The 19400-nt window shown below is 58.5% G+C and carries 20 protein-coding genes; 15 read left to right on the top strand and 5 right to left on the bottom strand.

Features of this window, described 5'->3' with window-relative positions:
* Nucleotides 1-18 precede the first annotated feature (18 nt).
* From HZB60_10195 to HZB60_10175, 5 genes are read right to left on the bottom strand one after another with little or no spacing between them, the layout of a single operon-like run.
* The gene (locus HZB60_10195; protein MBI5060135.1) at nt 19-510 is read right to left on the bottom strand and encodes a hypothetical protein; all 492 of its coding nucleotides are present in this window, start codon (nt 508-510) and stop codon (nt 19-21) included.
* Nucleotides 511-536: 26 nt separating this feature from the next.
* Nucleotides 537-1256: a class I SAM-dependent methyltransferase gene (locus HZB60_10190; GenBank protein ID MBI5060134.1), complete on the bottom strand. Its 720-nt coding sequence runs from the start codon at nt 1254-1256 to the stop codon at nt 537-539.
* A gap of 7 nt (nt 1257-1263) precedes the next feature.
* Nucleotides 1264-3837: a S9 family peptidase gene (locus tag HZB60_10185; GenBank protein MBI5060133.1), complete on the bottom strand. Its 2574-nt coding sequence runs from the start codon at nt 3835-3837 to the stop codon at nt 1264-1266.
* A 21-nt stretch (nt 3838-3858) separates the two neighbouring features.
* Entirely contained in the window at nt 3859-4404 is a 546-nt protein-coding gene (locus tag HZB60_10180; protein ID MBI5060132.1) for a spore maturation protein, read from the bottom strand.
* The gene (locus HZB60_10175) at nt 4401-4991 is read right to left on the bottom strand and encodes a nucleoside recognition protein (GenBank protein MBI5060131.1); all 591 of its coding nucleotides are present in this window, start codon (nt 4989-4991) and stop codon (nt 4401-4403) included. The genes HZB60_10180 and HZB60_10175 overlap by 4 nt, the downstream gene beginning before the upstream one ends.
* 352 nt (nt 4992-5343) lie before the next feature.
* On the opposite strand from HZB60_10175, the gene ispG reads away from it, so the two are divergent.
* The 15 genes from ispG (at nt 5344) to HZB60_10100 (ending at nt 19376) form a co-directional block, all read left to right on the top strand.
* Nucleotides 5344-6468, top strand: coding sequence for a flavodoxin-dependent (E)-4-hydroxy-3-methylbut-2-enyl-diphosphate synthase (gene ispG, locus HZB60_10170; protein MBI5060130.1), 1125 nt, complete (start codon nt 5344-5346; stop codon nt 6466-6468).
* A 15-nt stretch (nt 6469-6483) separates the two neighbouring features.
* Entirely contained in the window at nt 6484-7446 is a 963-nt protein-coding gene (locus tag HZB60_10165; protein MBI5060129.1) for a CBS domain-containing protein, read from the top strand.
* 51 nt (nt 7447-7497) lie between these two features.
* Nucleotides 7498-8364: a damage-inducible protein D gene (locus tag HZB60_10160; protein ID MBI5060128.1), complete on the top strand. Its 867-nt coding sequence runs from the start codon at nt 7498-7500 to the stop codon at nt 8362-8364.
* A 62-nt stretch (nt 8365-8426) separates the two neighbouring features.
* Nucleotides 8427-8762, top strand: a complete 336-nt coding sequence (locus HZB60_10155) for a cupin domain-containing protein (protein MBI5060127.1) — start codon at nt 8427-8429, stop codon at nt 8760-8762.
* 53 nt (nt 8763-8815) lie between these two features.
* Nucleotides 8816-9526, top strand: coding sequence for a hypothetical protein (locus tag HZB60_10150; protein MBI5060126.1), 711 nt, complete (start codon nt 8816-8818; stop codon nt 9524-9526).
* Between the two features lie 73 nt (nt 9527-9599).
* The gene (locus HZB60_10145; protein MBI5060125.1) at nt 9600-9887 is read left to right on the top strand and encodes a NifU family protein; all 288 of its coding nucleotides are present in this window, start codon (nt 9600-9602) and stop codon (nt 9885-9887) included.
* Nucleotides 9888-9911: 24 nt separating this feature from the next.
* Nucleotides 9912-10967, top strand: a complete 1056-nt coding sequence (locus HZB60_10140; GenBank protein ID MBI5060124.1) for a cytochrome c biogenesis protein ResB — start codon at nt 9912-9914, stop codon at nt 10965-10967.
* An 11-nt stretch (nt 10968-10978) separates the two neighbouring features.
* Nucleotides 10979-12739 carry a cytochrome c biogenesis protein CcsA gene (ccsA, locus tag HZB60_10135; GenBank protein ID MBI5060123.1) on the top strand — a complete coding sequence of 587 codons (1761 nt, stop codon included), beginning with the start codon at nt 10979-10981 and terminating at the stop codon, nt 12737-12739.
* Nucleotides 12740-14749: a 1-deoxy-D-xylulose-5-phosphate synthase gene (locus HZB60_10130; GenBank protein MBI5060122.1), complete on the top strand. Its 2010-nt coding sequence runs from the start codon at nt 12740-12742 to the stop codon at nt 14747-14749.
* Nucleotides 14746-15621 carry a 4-hydroxy-3-methylbut-2-enyl diphosphate reductase gene (locus tag HZB60_10125; GenBank protein MBI5060121.1) on the top strand — a complete coding sequence of 292 codons (876 nt, stop codon included), beginning with the start codon at nt 14746-14748 and terminating at the stop codon, nt 15619-15621. Before HZB60_10130 ends, HZB60_10125 begins: the two co-directional genes overlap by 4 nt.
* A gap of 50 nt (nt 15622-15671) precedes the next feature.
* Nucleotides 15672-17330: an exo-alpha-sialidase gene (locus HZB60_10120; GenBank protein MBI5060120.1), complete on the top strand. Its 1659-nt coding sequence runs from the start codon at nt 15672-15674 to the stop codon at nt 17328-17330.
* Nucleotides 17331-17336: 6 nt separating this feature from the next.
* Entirely contained in the window at nt 17337-18254 is a 918-nt protein-coding gene (gene lipA, locus HZB60_10115) for a lipoyl synthase (GenBank protein ID MBI5060119.1), read from the top strand.
* 42 nt (nt 18255-18296) lie between these two features.
* Complete coding sequence (erpA, locus tag HZB60_10110) at nt 18297-18620, top strand: iron-sulfur cluster insertion protein ErpA (GenBank protein MBI5060118.1); 324 nt, start codon at nt 18297-18299, stop codon at nt 18618-18620.
* A 101-nt stretch (nt 18621-18721) separates the two neighbouring features.
* Nucleotides 18722-19060 carry a hypothetical protein gene (locus HZB60_10105; protein MBI5060117.1) on the top strand — a complete coding sequence of 113 codons (339 nt, stop codon included), beginning with the start codon at nt 18722-18724 and terminating at the stop codon, nt 19058-19060.
* A gap of 22 nt (nt 19061-19082) precedes the next feature.
* On the top strand, nt 19083-19376 hold the full coding sequence (locus HZB60_10100; protein MBI5060116.1) for a DUF2480 family protein: 294 nt from the start codon (nt 19083-19085) through the stop codon (nt 19374-19376).
* Nucleotides 19377-19400 lie beyond the last annotated feature (24 nt).

Raw genomic sequence — 19400 nt, 5'->3', positions numbered from 1 at the left:
CCGGCTCGGCGGAAGCGGCTACATCCAGGGCTCGTCGGCGGACGGGCCGTAGATGGACGGTACCTTGCCGCCGGCGATGCGATTGTAGATCGAGAACTGACCGCGGTGATGAATCATGTCCATCAGCAACATCCAGAGCAACTCAGCACGACGAACCGGGACCATCTTGCCCGGCCCGGTCATGAACATCATGGTGCCGTTCCAGTCGGCATCCGACATGGCACTGATCGATGCGAGAAACGGCTCCTTGATCTGCTCAATCTGAGTAATGATCTGGCTCAACGAGTCCGGGGGATGCAACTTCTTGGAGAAGTCCAATTCACCGGCGATGATCGCCTTGCCCAGCATCTCATACTCGGAAACGAAGACAAATGCCAGGTCCTTGGCACTCTTGCATTTCTCGGCAGGTTTCAAATCCTGCTTGTCGGCCGGGAAGTGGCGTAATACGTTCAGCGTAACCGCGTGTTCACGCTCCCAGCTCTTCATGTAGGTTGACTTTTCGTCCATCATGATCCTCCGTTGGAATACGATCGGTTTCAGGCACCCTTCATAACGCATACGAACAAGCCCCGCCCGCGGTTCCGGAGTCCCGGTTCGCGGTATGCGGTCTGAAACCCCGCCCGCTCGAGGGCCGATTGCAACTCGGCGATTGTGGAGAGGCGCAAGGTGTGGGTTTCGGTCAGGTGAACGATTCCGGCGGGCCGCCCCACAAGATACTCGAAATGGAACTCGCCAATGCGGTCGTGCACGGACGAAACGGACATGCGGCACAGCTTGACCTGTTCCTGATCGACGGCCTCCATGAATACGCTGCCGGGCTGGTATTGCTCCGGACTGAGGAACGGTTCGAGCAGGAACACACCGCCGGGCTTGAGGTGCGAGCGAACGCGTTCGAATGCCTGAGCCACATCGGCAAGGTCCGTCAGATATCCGATCGAACCGAACAGGCAGATGGCCGCGTCAAACCGCTCCGCAACTTCGAAATCCACCATGTTCGCGGTCAAAAAGCGGCACTCAGGACACTTGGCTTGCGAGATCGCGACCATGTTCGAGTCGAGATCAATGCCGAACACTTCATAACCGTGCTCCCCGTGCAGCCATTTGGCGTGCTCGCCAGTTCCGCAGGCAATATCCAGCAGCGATCGCGCACCGGGCAGGCTCGACTGAATGAGTTCATGCACCGCGTGCGCTTCGGCGGCGTAGTCCTTCATCCGCGTGTAGATCAGGTCATAGAGATGCGCGGTGTGAGTGAACATCCGCGGCTCACTGCTTATTGCGCAAGTTCCAGCCTTCGGGTTCCCCCTTTGCGTACTTATCGAACCACTCGAGCATCAGCTCGCGGTGCTCAATTAGATTCTCGAACTTCACATTGATGTTGTGCGTTTCATCCTTGAACTTGATCAAGACGACATCCTTGCCCAACAACTTCAACGCCACGAACATCTGATCGGATTCAGCAGGCGGGACGTTCGGATCGGACGCGCCGTGCAGAATCAGAAGCGGACTCGTGACCTTGTCGGCGTGAAAAATCGGCGATTTGTCCACATAGACGTCGCGCCGGTTCCACGGATAGGCACCGGGCAGAGCGAGATTCCCGTACCAGTAGCCCCAGGTTCCCGATCCCCAGTAGTTCGCGAGATTGCTGATACCGTACATGTCGCAGAGTGCCGTAAACATGCCGGTCTTGGTGGCCAGGTCAAGCGTGATGAAGCCGCCGTAGCTGCCGCCGTAAGCGGCGATCCGCTTCGGATCGAGGAAGCTCTTGTCGTGGAGAATCTTGTTCGTGCCTTCGATCACGTCCGCTGTGGCGCGGGTACCCCAATCGTTGCAATGAATGTCCGCAAACGCCTGTCCGTAGCCGACACAGCCGCCGGGGTTCAACACGTAAACGACGTAGCCGTTCGCCGCGAGCCAGTGATACTGAAACGAAAAGCGGCGGTCGCGCGGACTCACGCCGCCGTAGTAATAGACCACCAGCGGATATTTCCGGTTGGCGTCGAAATGCGGCGGGTAGAAGATCCAGCCGTCAATGAACTGCTGTTCGGAGTTGGTGAAGGCGTAGTCTTCATATGTCGCCAACTCGGAACGCGAGATCAACTCACGGTTCGGGTCCGCAAGTTCGGTCTCTTTGCCACTGACCGGATCAAAGCAGAACAGCGCGAATGGCTTAGCCGGACTGGTCGCGGTGTAGGCGAGCAGCGAGCCGTCGCTCGCGATCGCTGGATTGTCATTGACCAGGCGGGAGAGGCTGATCGACTCAAACTTCGGTACCGCCGCCGGCGTTGTGCGGAACAGCGAGACTTTGCCGAAATCGTCCCCGGTGAAGAAGAGCTTGCCGGTCCGCTCGCTCCACAAGATGCGAGACCGCGCGCCGCCTTCAGCCACGCTGAACGTTTGATTGGCGCTCACGTTCGAGATCTTCTTCGTCTTCAAGTCAACGGAGAACAAGCAAGCCTGATTGCCGTTGTGATAGACCGTGTCGGCGGGATTCGCGGTATCGCCGGCGGAGCAGTAGTACAGTTGAGTTCCGCCGGGGAGCCAGCAAAGGTGGCGGATACTCTCCGTGAGCGGCAGCGAGGTGATCAGCTGTCCGTCGCGTTCGCGCAGATCGTAAACCCACAGCTCGGTGTTGTAGAACGGATAACCGGGACGGGGAATCAATCGTGTGAACGCGAGCTTGCGGCCTTCGCGAGACAACTCAAATTCGTTCATGGCGAAGGTGCCGACGTCGTTCAGCGTACGAGAAGTTCTGCTTTCGATGCTGTACTCGACGATGTGCCGCAGTCGATTATAGTCAAAGACGCGGTCCTCGACTTCGTCATAGAGTTTGTAGGCCCCCTCGTCCTGATCCTCGTCGTCCTGAAAGAAATAGAGGTACTGTTCGTCCGGAGAGCATACCACGTGGTCGATCTCCTTGGCGTCGCGCAACAGCGGTGTGGTTGTGCGCGAGACCAAGTCGAATTTCCAGAGTGTGGTGCCGTTGTCGCCGCCCAGTCCGTACACAAGCGCGGGGGAGACGGGCATGAACCAGATTGAGCCGGTGCTGAGGCCGCTGCCGGGGCGAATCGTTTCAACAAGCTTGGCCGCGCGCGAATCGTAAACTTCGATCCACGAGGACTTCTTATACTTTTCATCGCGTTGCGATCGCACGACGGCGACATAGCGGCCGTCGGCCGAGACCGCGGGCGTGCCCAATTCCTGAAACAAACCCCAGTCGGTCCAGTGCTGCAAGCCGCGGCGCGAGATCGCGGAGAACTGAACGGTTCCGATGCGCGTGGAATCCTCGGTAAACGAAGCGGTCAGGGTCCAAGATGCGGGCGAAATATTCGCCACGCCGATGCACTTCACGAGCAGCAGATGCTTGCCCGTGTGCGCGTCCACGGTGCCCGAGACCTCGTAGAGATTGTCCTTGGCCGTGGATTGTTTTCCCACGAGCTTGCCGTCGAACCAGACCGCGACGGGATTGCCACAACTCACTTTCAACGGTAGTTCCTGGCGGCGCGTGGTGGTCACATAACTTGCCGCAAACACGGCGTAGGGCTGCGCCGCCGCGATGCGGAACTTGAGTGTGTCGTTGGACTGCTTCTCCCATGTTGCCTGATCCAGCGGCGACCACGGGAAGGAACCGCCCGCTTCTGGCAGGAGATCACGGAAGTTCGGATCCAGCTGATCCAATTGTGAATTCGTGCTCCACAATGTATCAGAAAACAGCGGTCGCGGAATCGAGAGCGTGCCGGTGACCAGCCAGGGATTGACGGTTAGCGGAGCCGCGACGGCCGCGGACACCACCAGCGCCGCGACGACGCAAAGTGCAAACAGGCGATGACAGGACAGCATGAGAACTCAGGGCGGGTGAGGTTATCCAAACAGTAGATTGCAGAGGGCAACGGCGACGGCAAAACCGGCGATGTTGCCGATGAGCGCCGCGGGAAGTGCGTGGCGAATGTTGCGGATGGCGACGGAGCCGAAATAAACCGCGATGATGTAGAACGTCGTTTCGTTCGAGCCGTTCAGGACCGAGAGCATGTTGCCGAGTAGCGTGTCGGGACCATAAGTCTTCAGGCCCTCGGCCAACACACCTTGCGCGCCGGAGCCTGAGAGCGGCATGATCAGCATCATCGGCAGCACTTCCGGCGGCACGCCCAGCGGAGCCAGCACCGGCGCGAGGCCCGACGTGATAAATTCAAGCGCGCCCGACGCGCGGAACATGCCAATCGCGACGAGCATCGCTACGAGATAGGGAATGATCCGGAGCGCGACGTTGAAGCCTTCCTTCGCGCCGCCGACGAAAGACTCATATACGCGCACGCGTTTGAGCGCGCCAATACCCAGAATCAGCAGCAAGATGACCGGGATCGACCAGCGCGCGACGGCGTCGGAGAAGAGCGCAAACCCATCGCTCATGAGGCGGTGTTCCCCGGTTTGGAATAACGCTGCATGAGCTTGGAAATGATGATCCCGACGGCGGTACTGACCGCGGTCGCGATCAGACTCGGGAGCAGAATCGAAGTCGGATTGGCGGCGTCCTTGCGGAGCGCGATGATCGTCGCGGGAATGACGGTTACGGAGGTCGCGTTGATCACGATGAACGTCACCATTGCGTTGGTGGCCGTCGGCTTGTCCTGATTCAGCTCCTGCAGGTCCTGCATCGCCTTCAATCCCAGCGGAGTGGCGGAGTTGCCGAGTCCCAGCATGTTCGCGGCGATGTTGGCCGTCATGGACCCCAAGGCCGGATGGTCCCGCGGAATCTCGGGAAACACTCGCGAGAGGGCGGGGCGGACGGCTCGACCCAGCCAACGGACGATGCCAGCCTCCTCGGCGACTTTCATGACGCCGAGCCACATGGCCATGACCCCGACCAGACCGATGGCGATCTCAACCGCCACTTTTGCCGAGGAGAACGCGGCCTTCGAGACCTCTTCAATCCGACCCGATGCCCCCCCGACGATCACCGCGATGGCGATCATGCCCAACCAAATCCAGTTGATCATGGGTATCCCTTCATTCCCCGGAATCTGTCATATCATTCGCTAAAGATACGACCTGTGCTTCAGATTCACAAGGAGAAGTGAAGCTGCTCCAGACGCCAAGAGGTACGGATTTCGCGTCAATTGCGCGGTCTGGACCCCTAATTTGGACCGAGGTTGTCATATTATGGGTCGATAGCATGGCTAAGTTTATTATAAACAATAAGTATTTACTTCACAGAGGGTTGACTTTCCCTGAACTTTTGAGTATATTTCGAGTTAAACCAGAGTTGCCGTTCTGGAATGCTGTGGATTAACTCTCGCAAACATCTTGCAAGACCTGAGTTTACCAGTTATCGTTGGCCATGGTGCCGGATTGCACGAAGGCGCAGCGGCCGTCGGGGCGCGCCGCAAAGGTATTCGTGAGGTACGCATCGGGAGTGTGACCATCGGCGGCGATTATCCGGTCGCGATTCAGTCGATGTGCACGACCGACACGCGCGACGTGCGGACGACACTGAATGAAATCCGGCGCCTCGAGGAGGCCGGGTGTGAAATTATTCGCGTGGCTGTACCCGATGACGAGGCTGCCGCTGCGCTGCCGCTGATTAAGCGCGAAATGAACGTGCCGCTGGTGGCGGATATTCATTTTCATTACAAGCTGGCACTGAAGGCGATTGACGCGGGTGTCGATAAGATTCGCATCAATCCGGGCAATCTCGGCGGAGAGGGGCGGGCGAAAGCCGTGACACGTGCGGCGCTGGAGGCGGGGATTCCGATGCGCGTGGGTGTGAATTCCGGTTCGCTGGAAAAGGATTTGATCGACAAGTACGGCGGACCGACACCGCAGGGGATGGTGGAGTCGGCCCTGGGGCATATTCGCTTTCTCGAGGACGAAGGCTTCACAGACATCGTGCTCTCGCTGAAGGCGTCTAACGTGCCGCGCATGATCGAAGCGTATTCGCTGATGCGCGAGCAGTGCGACTATCCGCTGCATCTCGGCGTCACCGAAGCGGGGCCGCCCTCAACCGGAATCATCAAGTCGGCGATGGGGATCGGCTATCTGCTCGCCAACGGAATCGGCGAAACGATGCGGGTTTCTTTGACCGCCGATCCGGTAGAAGAAGTGCGCGTGGCGTGGGAGATTCTGAAGTCGCTGGGACTCCGCACGCGCGGGCCAAATCTGGTGGCGTGTCCGAGCTGCGGACGTTGTGAAATCGACTTGATTGATTTGACGATGCGCGTGGAGCAGGCGATCTCGGGACTGAAGAAGCCGCTGCACATCGCGGTGATGGGTTGCGTGGTGAACGGTCCGGGCGAAGCGCGCGAGGCCGATCTCGCCGTCGTCGGCGGCAAGGGCAAAGGCATGCTGATGAAGGACGGCAAGATCATCGCCACGCTCAAAGAGGACGAACTGATTCCGCGCTTGCTCGAAGAAGCGGAGAAGTACGACGTGAGCCAGCGTCCGAGCGGCAAGGCGATGCTGGTGGCGGGGGCGTAGGAATGAGAGGCATCCATGTCCGATAAGCTCAAGGAAGTGGCGGAACAGGTTCGTAACGGGCTTAGACCCGAGTACACCGTCCGTGATTTGTTGTCTTGGTTTGGTTATTACAGGCGCAGCGATGGCAATACCGCAGACATAGTTCGTGCACTTGAAGGGTTGTGCATTTGGACGGTGCCCGATTTCACTCTTACTCACATTGATGCTCCAGTAGCGTTTGTTTCGGCAAGTGCGCCGTTTGATCCCACGTTACGCATTTGTATGTTGGGTCCGGCGCGGAACAAGCCCGTAAGTGTGACGCCCAATAGTCCGATAGGCGAGGTTGTGAGACTCATGATACATAATGATTTCTCCCAATTGCCAGTGATGACCAGCCCGCACGAGGCGAAGGGAATGGTTACTTGGCGTGGCGTAGGTCAACGCTATGCGCTCAGTATTCCCGGAAGCGAGGCGCGACATTTTATGGAACCGCACCACGAAATTAGTGACAATGAGACTATCTTCGATGCCGTCGGAATAGTGATTAGGTATGAGTGTGTTCTTGTTCGTGACAACAAGAATGTGATTTCTGGTATTATCACGACATCGGACTTGGCAAATGAGTTTCATCGGCTGGGAGAACCATTCTTGCTTATCAGTGAGATTGAGAATCATATTCGGGCGTTGATTCACGGGAAGTTCAGTCAGCCAGAACTCGACGCTGCCAAGAATCCGGAGGACGGTGCCCGTGAGATTTCAGGTATTCATCGCATGAACTTTGGCGAGTACGTAAGATTGCTTCAGGAACCCGGTCGTTGGGCGAAAGTCAGTCTCAAAGTCGACAGGGAAGGCTTTATAGCGGACCTAGAGAAAGTCAACAAAGTCAGAAATGACGTAATGCACTTCAATCCGCAGGGCATAGAGGACGAGCCGAAAGCCTTCTTGCACAAGTTCGCGCATTTAGTCCAGCAGTTGCGGCAGACGTCCCAGGGTTTATGAGATGTTTGGACGAAGTACGCTATTACAACGGACGACAATTGGGAGATCATAATGGACACTGAACTCTCTGGATCTGATTTCTCTTCTTTTGAGAGCCTCGGATTCGATGAAGATGGCAAGCGTTATTGGTATGCGCGCGACGTTATGTCGTTTTTCGGTTATGCTGATTACCGGACGTTTGCGAGCAAGGTCATTAGCCGTGCGATGGTAGTGCCGACAACGCTTGGGATGCCCTCCTTTGATTTCTTTAGGTCGTGCCCGCGGGACATTGACGGGGAGCGCTGCGATGACTTCAAGATGGATCGGTTTGCCTGTTTTTTGACAGCAATGAACGCCGATCCTGAGCGGCCGGCCGTAGCTCTGGTTCAGACATATCTTGCTGGCTTGGCCGCCACTGTCCACCAGATTTGGCTCGATGCAGAAGCAGTTCAGCGAGTGGAGATGCGAGACGATATTACACAACGTGAAAATTCTCTTGAAGCTGTTGTCCGCAGTGCAGGTATCAACGAAAGCAAGGACTTTGCGTTCTTCAAGAACGCGGGATATCGTGGAATGTATAACATGAATCTTTCTCGACTTCGTGAGATACGCTTGATTCCGAGTGATCGTTCTCCTTTGGATTTTATGGGTAGGCAAGAATTGGCTGCGAATTTGTTTCGTGAGTCGCAGGTCGAGCTGAAGATCAATACTCAGAACATTCGAGGACCGCGTCATCTAAATGACGCCCACCTCGCGGTTGGAAAAGAGGTTCGGAGAGCTATGATTCGAAATACAGGGATCGCTCCGGAGGATCTTCCCAAACACGGAGACATTCGTGATGTAAAGAAGCACCTGAAGCACACGAAACGCGGTTTTGAGAAGATTGACGGGACCAAAGACGTATCGAAGGGAAAGCCCGAGGATAGCGACACAGAGTAGATTCCTCGTGTGTGTCTCATGTGGAAACGTGGACTGCAGAATGAGCTTGAGGGGATGTTCTAATGCGCTCTAAAGTTACCATCCCCTCCGCCTTCGCCCAAATCACGGAGTTTGAGTCGCCGCAAGTTGTGGCGGAGGTGAATGAATTTCAGGTCAAGTGCGTGAAGCTCAAGGGGCCGTTTGTCTGGCACTTTCACGCGGAAGAAGATGAACTCTTCTATGTCGTGAAGGGGCAACTCAAGATGCAATTCCGGGACGGGGACGTGATCTTGAATCCGGGGGAGCTGATTGTCGTGCCGCACGGCGTCGAACATTGCCCCGTGGCGGACGTTGAAACGCACATCATATTATTCGAACGAAATACCACGAAGCGAACCGGAAACCTCGCCAACAATTAGCTGCGCGATATTCTTGATCACTTCTAAATTAACCGACCAAGAAAGATAGGGCCATGCCCCGAGATTACTCCAAGCCGCCGCGCAGCGACAGCCGTCCCAAGAGTGGGGGATTCAAACCCGGCGGTCCGGCACGCAAGCCGTACGCCAAACGCGAAGGTTCGTTCGAGAGCGGCGGCGACCGGCCGTACCGCAAACCGTTTGCAGCGGGCGAAGCCGGCGGTGACCGCCCGTATCGCAAGCCGTATGTCAAGCGCGAAGGTGCTGCCGAAGGCGGCGACCGCCCCTACCGCAAGCCGTTTGCAAGTCGTGAAGGTGGCGGTGACCGGCCGTTCCGCAAGCCGTACGGTGAAAAGCGGCCGTTCGACCGCCCCGCGCGCGAATACGGCCCTCCGAAGCGCGATTTCGGCGAACACAAGGACTTCCGTCCACCGCGATACGACGACGAAACCTTTACCGCAACCGGCAAGGTCGCGGAAATTGTCGGCAGCGAGCCGCTGAGCAAGATGGATATGCTGCACAAGCTGTGGGACTTCTTCCGCGACGAAGAATTGATTACCAACGCCGGTCGCAAGCAGCGTCCGAGTGCGGACGAGTGGCGGAACGAAGGAGACGAGCGGCCCGCGCGCCGCGCACCGCGCTCGTTCGACGAAGCGCCGCCGAAACGCGCGTATCGCAAGCCGGCGGGTGAACACCCGGCGGCGAAGCGCGCGAAAACGCTGGAAGGCGTACCGCGGCGGAAGTTCAAGGAAACACGGGGACAGTAAGAGCAGACACTGAAACGCTGAATTCACCCCCCCTTGGTCCCCCCACAAATTGGGGGAAACGAGCAGACACAAGATGACCATTAATCTGACAACCTTCAATAAGGGCGGCACCGAGCCGTTCACGAATGACGACGAGCGCGCGCAGTTTGAAGCGCTCGACAAACTGATTGACTCGCTGCGTCCGATCTTCATGGAAGAGGGCGGCGATGCGAAGGCCGTCTGCGTCCGCGACGGCGTCGCCCGGATCGCGTTCGGCGGCGGCTGCGAAGGCTGCGGCGGCGCCCTGGAAAGCATGGAAGGTGGTCTGCGCCTGATGATTCAGGAACGAATCCCCGGATTGCGGGAAGTCGTATTTGAGTAAGCACAAACTGCCGAGGGCCAGAGCATGACGTGGGGAATGTGGATAGGGATATTCTTCGCCTGGGCATCGATAGGCGGCTTTTTCTGTGCGTATGTTGCGCGAGAGAAGAAGCGCGGTCCACTTACGTGGTTCTTCTTGGGAGTTCTATTCGGTCTGTTTGCCTTGATCGCCTTGGCCGCACTTCCGAGACGGGACAAGCATACGATCGAGCGAGAAGATGAGTCAACCGCTGCGCTTTTTGGGTTCGACCTCGCGGTCGATAAGCTCTGGTTGTTCTTTTCGTCCGTCAAGCTCACCATCGTTCTGCTGCTCGCCCTCGCCAGCGCGATGGCGTACGGGACTTACATTGAAACGGTGCTGAGCAACGGCGCCGCGCGCATCGTTATCTATCGCACGTGGTGGTTCGATTCGCTGATTGTGCTGTTGGCGATCAATCTGATCGGCTGTACGTTGCGCCGCGCGCCTTACCGGCCGCATCAGGTGTTCTGGTTGTCCACGCATGTCGCACTGCTGATTCTGATGGCAGGGTCGATCATTACGCACCGCTTCGGCATGCAGGGCCAGATGGTCGTGCCGGAAGGCGATTTCTCGACCTCGTTCTTCCTCGAAGAACTCGACCGGGAAAAGCTCGACATGCTCATGGGACAGGAAGTCGAGCTGCCATTCGCGGTCTGGTGCGACCAGTTCGAGCAGATCATGTATCCCGGCTCCGGTATGACAAGGATCTTCCGCTCCGACGTCAAGGCCTGGGAGCAAGGCGAACAGGATACGGTAAAATGGACGGTGATGTTGAATCACCCGCTGGTGTACAAGGATTACAAAATCAGCCAGGCGTCGTGGATTGACTTGAAGGACGGACGCCAGGCTACCGTGCTTGGAGTGTCCTATGATCCGGGCATCCCGTTTATGTACGTGGGAGGCATCCTGCTGATTCTGAGCATGGCCGGAATCTTCTTTGTCAAGCCGTGGCTCAAACAGAAATTTCCGCCGAAACCGGTGCGACGCGAGTTCAAACTTGCCGAGGACACGGAGATGACCGCGGAGACCGGAGAAAGAGTGCCACAACCGGCTAACGGATGAGGAAGACTTCGATGATTATCCGACTCAACATACTGCTGCTCCTGCTGATGCTCAGCTCCGCTGCTGCGCGCGCCGCGGACGGAGCCGAACTTAGCGCTGGTTTCGACTGGGACATGGCCAGTCAAATAACCGCTCAAACCAGCGGTCGAGTGAAACCCCTGGATACCTTTGCCCGCGAGCTGGTCGCGATGGTTTATGGAAAGGCGAGTTACAAGGGACAACACCCGACCGAGACCTACTTCCGATGGATGGCCGACGGCGATTATTGGGCCAACGAGAAGCTGTTCTACATTCCCAAAGGTCCGCTGCGGGACGAGATGAAGCTGCCGAAGACCGGAGGGAACCACTTCTCGCTGGTCGCGCTTCAGTCAAACAATGGACTCATGCAACTGGCCCGCGATGGCGCGATGGCGGACCAAAAGGGCGACAAGCCAACCTTTGTACAGGGCAAGGCGAATGAACTGCTGAACCGGATGAGCGTGCTGTCCGCGGTCTTCAATCATGATCTACCGCTGATGGCACCGACAGAGGGCGGCGAGCCCACGGCGACCTGGTTGTCCATGCCGACAGTGCTGGGCCAATTCGAGGACACGTTGCTGGCTCCGCAGCCGGCAGGCGTGAAAGATACCTTGCAAGCATTGGCCGTTTCCTTCTCCGGCATGTACGCGTCGCTGCGCGATAACCGTCCGGACATGTTCAACACCTCGGTGATGGTGTTTCTCAATACGCAAGCCGCCATGATGCACGGGCAGCCCGGACTGATGTCGAAGCTCGCGTGGGAGACAAATTACAATTACATCCGGCCGTTCACTGTCGCGAAAATCCTGCTGGCGCTGGCGCTGGTGTTGTTCTTGTTCAGTCTCGCCCGCGAACCGTGGGCGGTGCTCAAGTGGGGCGGCATGCTCGGGATGATCGGCGGGCTGCTGTTTTATACTACGGGCCTGGCGATGCGCGCTTACATCAGTGGCCGCGCGCCGTGGTCCAATATGTACGAATCGCTGCTGGCGATCGGCTGGGCCGCGGTGCTGATCTCGATCATCTACGAACTCATCAAACGTGATCGCGTGCTGGCGCTGGTCGGTTCCGGGCTGGGAGCGCTGATTCTCGGCGTGGCGCAGTTCGCCAGTCTGGATCGCGGGATCAACCAACTCGTGCCCGCGCTGCAGAGTTACTGGCTCAACTACCATGTGATCATCACGCTCTCGAGCTACTCTTGTTTCGCGATTGCCATGGGATTGGGCCACGCAGTGCTGATCGCGGGAGTGCGCTCCCACGGCGCGGTCACGCCGAAACTGGCCGGGTTGGCGAAGGCGAACCTGAAGATCATTCAGGTCGGCACGCTGCTTCTCATCACCGGCATTTTGCTCGGGGCCGTGTGGGCGAACGTGAGCTGGGGCCGATTCTGGGGCTGGGATCCGAAGGAAACCTGGGCCTTGATCACCTGGTTTGTCTATATCGTATTTCTGCACGGGCGCAGCGCGGGATGGCTGGGCTGGCGCGGACTGGCGGCCTATTCCGTCGGCGCGTTTCCGGTCGTCATCATGACGTATTATGGTGTAAATTACTATCTGTCCGGATTGCATAGCTACGGCGCGGGTTCCGCGCCTGGCCTGCCCTGGCAGATGTTCGGCTTCGTCGCCCTCGAAGGCGGTTTCCTGTTCTGGGCTTTGCGGCGATTGAAAGGAAAGCTGCCGACGAAGCCAAAGCCAGCGAAGAGTAGCATGATGCCGCGCTCGATTCCGTCGCGTGCGAAGAATCCGGAGGTGGGGTAGTTGAACAAAGCACGTTCGCAAGATTTACTCGCGCCGGTGATTGCGCGAGTGAATTCACCGGCGGATCTCAAACCGCTCTCGTTTGAGGAGCTGGAACAACTATGTGTCGAGCTGCGCACGGAGCTGTGGGACACCATCAATTCCATCGGCGGCCACCTGGCAGCGTCGATGGGCGTCGTGGAACTCACGGTTGCGCTGCATCGTGTGTATGATACCCCCCAGGATAAGTTAATCTGGGACGTCGGGCATCAGGGTTACATCCACAAGATGTTGACCGGGCGGCGGGCGCTGCTCAAGACGATTCGCCGCTATAAGGGGCTGTCCGGTTTCCTGAAGCGCGACGAGAGCGACTACGATGCGTTCGGCGCCGGGCATGCCTCGACCGCCATCAGCGCGGCCTACGGCATGGCGGTGGCGCGGGACCTGAACGGTGAGGACCATAACGTGGTCGCGATTGTCGGAGACGGCGGGCTGACCGGGGGACTCGCTTTTGAAGCCCTGAATAACGCCGGACCGTCTGGCCGGAATTTCACGGTCATTCTCAACGACAACAAGATGTCGATCTCGCGGAATGTCGGGGCGGTGCCGAAATTCCTCGCGCGCATGGAGACGAACCCGAAACTCTCCAAGGTGAAGGATGAGGTCTGGAAGCTGCTGGGCGAGTCGCCGGTCGCGGCGCGCTCCTTGCAGAAAATGGCGGGCCGAATGGAAGCGTCGCTGAAGACGCTGATTTCGCCGGGAATGCTCTTCGAGGACCTGGGCTTCCAGTATTTCGGGCCGTTTGACGGGCATAATGTCCGCGAGCTGGTTGAAGTGCTGGAGAACATCAAGGCCGCGCATAAGCACCCGGCGATCGTGCATGTGTTGACGATGAAGGGCAAGGGCTACGATATCGCGGAAGCCGATCCGATCAAGTATCACGCGGTCAAAGGCGTGCCCGCCAAAATCGAGCCGAAGGCGGAAGCCGCACCGGACGTCGCTCCGGAAGTGCAGCGGATGGCCTATATGGACATCTTCGGCGAGGCCATGATCCGCGAGACGACGCGGAATCCCAAAGTGGTGGCGATAACCGCCGCCATGAAGGAAGGGACCGGCCTCGTGAAGTACGCGACCACCCATCCGAATAACTTCTTCGATGTCGGGATCGCGGAAGGGCACGCTGTCACGTTTGCGGCCGGCATGGCCACCGCGGGACTGCGGCCGGTGACGGCGATCTACTCCACCTTCCTGCAACGAGCCTTCGACCACATCGTGCACGACTGCGCGTTGCAGAAACTTCCGGTACTATTCTGTCTGGATCGCGGCGGCCTCGTCGGTGAAGACGGACCGACGCACCATGGTTGTCTGGATCTCGCCTTTCTGTCCTGCATTCAAAATATGATCGTGGCCGCGCCACGCTCGGGCGAAGAGCTGCGCGACCTGATGCGCACGGGTCTGACCGTGGAAGGCGGTCCCATGGCGATTCGGTATCCGCGCGACAAAGCGCCCGACCTGATCGACTGGGATCGCGAGCCGCAGGCGATACCCGTGGGCAGCTGGGACGTCTTGCGCGAAGGGAAACGCGTGCTGGTGCTGGCGGTGGGAACGATGGTCGAGATCGCGCGACAGGCGATCGCCCACGACGAACTTAATGTTACGCTCGTGAACTGCCGCTTTGTAAAACCGATCGATGAACGGCTGCTCGCGGACATGCTGGCCAAACACGAGGCAGTCGTGACGCTCGAAGAGAACTGCGGCGGCGGTGGCCTCGGTTCCCGCGTGGCTACTTTCATGAAGCTGCACGGGTGGCCGCAACGATTCGAGTCCGTGCACTTGCCCGAGAATTTCGTGGAGCACGGGACGCGCGAACAACTGCTTGAGCTTTGCGGCCTGTCGGACCAGCAGATCGCGGAGTTGATTCGACGGATATGGAAAGGCGAGGCGCGGGGGGACGCGGCGACACCCGCCGGAAGGCTGATTACCAGAATTCACAGCGCGCCGGAAGACGGCGAGGAATCCGGAGCACGATGAAGGTCCTGATTGATCCGCGAGCCGGATTCTGCGGCGGCGTGCGCCGGGTCGTCAAGATGGCCGAAAAAGAGCTGCAGACCACCGGCGAGGAACTGATTTCGTTGGGGGACATCATCCACAACGAAGTCGAAATCGCGCGGATGAAAGACCTCGGGCTGCACAGCGCCGAGCATGACGTGCTGTCGGATAATGGCGCGGTCCCCGGCAAGGTTCTGATCCGCGCACACGGCGAACCACCGGAAACGTATGAGAAGGCGAAGCAACTCGGAGTCGAGGTGATTGACGGCACGTGCCCGGTGGTGACGCGCTCACAGAATATCGCCCGCACGCATTACTTGAACGGCGAGCAGGTCGTCATCATCGGCAAGCCATTTCACCCCGAGACCATCGGCATTCGCGGGCATTGCGACAATCAGGCCTTCGTGGTCTATGACCGCGAAGATGTGAAGAAACTCGATGCGGCGCGGAAGACGTTTGTGCTCTGTCAGACCACGGTGTCGGCGGAGTGGTTTCAGGAGCGAATTGAGTGGATCCGGGCATGCTGCGGCAAGGTGGAAGTGCAGGTCGAGAACACCTTGTGCCGATTCGTCGTCGGCCGGGACAACGACCTCATGCAATTCGCCAGAGAAGTTGATGTGGTGGTGATGGTGGGAGGAACGAAGAGTTCCAACACGAAAGTCTTGTACGGCGTGTGCAAGGAGGTCAATGACCGTTCCTACAGCGTCGTTACCGAAGAAGAAATCGACCTGAGCTGGTTCAGTCCCGATGACACCGTGGGCGTAACCGGCTCGGCATCCACACCGCACTGGCTGCTCGAACGCGTGCGTAACTTCATTGCAGTGCAGGCCAGCGCGGAGATCGTTGAAGCCTGAGTGCGAAGAACCTTAAGCTTCAGGATAACCATTCCTGAACGGAGTACATCATGATTAGACTTTGCGCGTTGATGTGTTGTTGTCTGTGTTCGCTGTTACTTGGATCGAGTGCGGGGTCGGCAAATGGCGCGGAGCGACGAGTGTCCACGCGGGCACTCGAACTGCAAGTGCGCGCGGGCGTGCCGATCTCCGGAGTGGTGCTCTATCCCCCGGTCAGCGAGCGTCGTCAAGTCCGGAGCCTCGACGATGTGGGTGCGAACGTCCGCTGCAATCAAGATCCGTTCGGCAGCCGCCAGAACGAAATGACGGCCGCCGCCAGCCCGCTCAATCCGGGCATCGTGTTGACCGGCGCCAACGATTATCGAAACGGCGATGCCTCGGGCGGCTTCTACCGCACGGTGGACGGCGGACTGACTTTCACCGATGCACTGGTCACGCGCGGACCCGTGGGGAGTTACGATGCGGCCGGCGACCCGGTTGCCAGCGCTGATCTCAGCGGAAGACTCTACGCGCTTTACATCGCGTTTGACCGCGACCCCGGCGTCGATAACGGTATCTATTCGCAAACGTCAGTGGACAGCGGCGCGACGTGGGCCGCGCCGGTCCCGGTCCTGGAACATGTGGGCGGCGGAACTCCGGACTTTGAAGACAAGCCTTACGCTTGTAGTGACTACAGTGTGGGCTCGCCGTACCTTGACAATTACTATGTGACGTGGACGAAGTTCCGTGCGACCGGCGGGTCCGTGATCTACTTTGCCAGGTCAACCACAGGCGGTGCGTCGTTTTCCACTCCAGTTCAGATTTCCGGAGGGACCAGTACCCAGTTTTCCTGTCCTACCGTAGGTCCCAACGGCGAGATCTACGCCGTGTGGAACAGCTACTCGACCAACACGATCAAGCTGGACTATTCGCTGGACGGCGGAGATACTTGGCATCTCGATCATACGATTGCCAATTTCAATAATGCGTTTCCCACGCCGGGGTGCGGGACCTGGCGAGTCGAAGGATATCCGGTCGTGGGCTGCGATATTTCAGATGGTCCGCGCCGTGGCTGGCTCTACTGCAGTTGGGTGGACTGCAGCAGCGGCAACCCTGATGTCCTGTTCATCAGTTCGCAAGACGGCGGTACCAACTGGACGCCGCCGGTGCACGTCGAAGACGACATTACCGGTCACTGGCAGTGGTTTCACTGGATGAGCGTTAATCCAGCGACGGGCGACATCGGAATCGCCTGGCTCGACACCCGGGATGATCCCGCCAATTGCACGTACAAGGCTTACGGATCTATCTCGACGGACGGCGGGGTCACATGGGAGCCGAACTTCCCGATCAGCGATGCCGTGAGCGATCCGACGACCAGCACGTTTCTTGGTGACTACAACGGCACGACCTTCAGTGCTGACGGATTCTATGCGTGCTGGGTGGACTTGCGCAATGACACCGGCGATTCTTACGCGAATTGGTTCCGCATTACCCCGCCGCCGATGATGCCGCCGCCAACCGCTCTGGTGATTCATCCGGAAAACGAGTTTGTCCGGTTGATCTGGAATTCGGAGAATCAACCGCTGTACAAAGTTTATTCCAGCGTGAATCCCGAAACGCCGTTTGAGACCTTTGAAGGGAGCACCACGGATACGACCTATCTCGATTCCACCGGGATCGTGCCGGGGATTCCGCGCTTTTACATTGTTACATCGGCTACCGAGTGAGACCAGATGGCGCTGACTGAGCTTCCATTGCTGGAAGCAGATACACAATCGCAGGCGCGGGTTCCGCGGCCGGACTGGCTGAAGATTCGCCTGGGTCAGACGAAGGCGTTTCACGGTGTCAAACAGATCGTGCACGGTCAACGACTGGCGACGGTGTGCGAAGAGGCCGCGTGTCCAAATCGCGCCGAATGCTGGAGTCGCGGAACGGCGACGATCATGATCATGGGCGATACCTGCACGCGCTCGTGCGGATTCTGCAATGTGAAAACCGGCAGGCCGCTTCCGCTCGATGCGCTGGAACCGATCCGCACGGCCGAAGCGATTCAGGCGATGGGATTGCGCTATACCGTCATCACATCCGTGGATCGCGACGAGCTGCCGGACGGCGGCGCGGCACACTTCGCGGAGACCATCCGCCGCGTACACGAGCTGAATCCGCACTGCAAAGTCGAGGTGCTGACACCCGATTTCAAAGGGGACCTTGCTCATCTCGAGCTCGTGCTCGATGCGCAACCGGAGGTGTTTGCGCACAATATGGAAACCGTGGCGCGCCTGCACTTGCAGGTGCGGCCGCAGGCAAAGTACTGGCGCAGCTTGCAGGTCGTGGGGCACGCGGCCAAGCGCGGACTGGTCAGCAAGTCCGGCATTATGGTAGGGCTGGGCGAAACTCCGGCGGAGGTTCGGCAGGTGCTGCGCGACCTGGCCGACGTGGGGTGCAGTCTCGTGACGATCGGTCAGTATCTGCAGCCCTCCCCGCGACACTTGCCGGTCATGGCGTATGTGCATCCCGATCGCTTTGTCGAATATGCCGAGTGGGGCAAATCCTTCGGCATCCGGCACGTCGAGGCCGGTCCGCTTGTGCGCAGTTCTTACAAGGCCGAGACGCAGGAGCGGCTGATGCAAGGTGGCGCCCGCTCAACTTGAATTCACTCGCGGAATACCGATAAACAGAAAAGGAAGACAACCATGATTAATCTCTCCCCGACCGCAGCGAGCAAGGTCAAAGAGATCATGACCAAGGAAGAAAAGGCTGACTGGAAACTGCGCATGGGTGTGCGCGGCGGCGGTTGCAGCGGTTTCAAGTACGTGCTCGGGTTTGACAATCAGACCGGCGACGACGATCAGATCTTCTCGCAGGATGGGGTCACGCTCGTGTGCGACACGCGCAGCTACCTCTACTTGAACGGGACCACCATCGATTATGAGGACGGGCTGAATGGATCGGGCTTCGTATTCAAGAACCCGAACGCCAAGAAGTCCTGCGGCTGCGGCCAAAGCTTCTCGAGCTGAGTCCCCGTACATAGCTTATTTGCGGCGGACTCTCCAGCGCGGGGAGTCCGCTTGCCATCCACCCTTGCTTATCTCTCTGACTCTCTCCCTCGACCATTCCCGTGTCCCGACAATCCGTTGAGCTCCTGGTGACCGCGGAGAACCTGTGGTTCACCGAGCGTTACTTGAGCGTATTCGAGTTCCTCGAGCTATTTCCCGCCGACGCGCTCGCCGCCGAAGGTGAGCGCGGAGTCCCGGTGAAGCTGCGCACCGATCTTGGGTTCGTCATCGAAACGGACATCGAGCGGTCGAAAATGCAAATTCGCAATCGCTCGAAACTGCACGGCTGGATGCGATTCACCGCCGAGCACAAGCTCAGACCGGGAGATCGCATCGTCCTTGAGGAACGCGCGGATCGCGAATTCGACCTCAGACTCGTACGACCGGAAATATCCGCTTAGTCCCACCCCCATCCCGCCGCTCATGTCCCTGATCAAATTCCCCCTCGACGATCTTGCCGGTGAAGGCATTGTCCGTGAAACGGAATTCCGCGAGAAACTGAACAAGCTGGACTACGAACCTTACCGTAATCAGGCGGTTCTGATTCCGTGGGTGCACCACACCGAGCTGCCGATCTGGTGCTATCTGATGGCCGTCGCCCGGCTGACCACGGTCGCGGCGGTCCTCTCGTTCGGAGAGGCATGCAGCCCAATTACCCTGTTGCAGCGCGCACGGCCGGGCTCCGAGCCGCCCGCCGAAACCCCGCATATCACTTGACATACAACAGGTAATGCCTTATAT

This window comes from candidate division KSB1 bacterium (assembly GCA_016214895.1).
Classification (GTDB): Bacteria; Electryoneota; RPQS01; order RPQS01; family RPQS01; genus JACRMR01.
The sequence above is the reverse complement of the archived record's forward strand: the minus strand, read 5'-3'. Positions and strand labels throughout refer to the sequence as shown.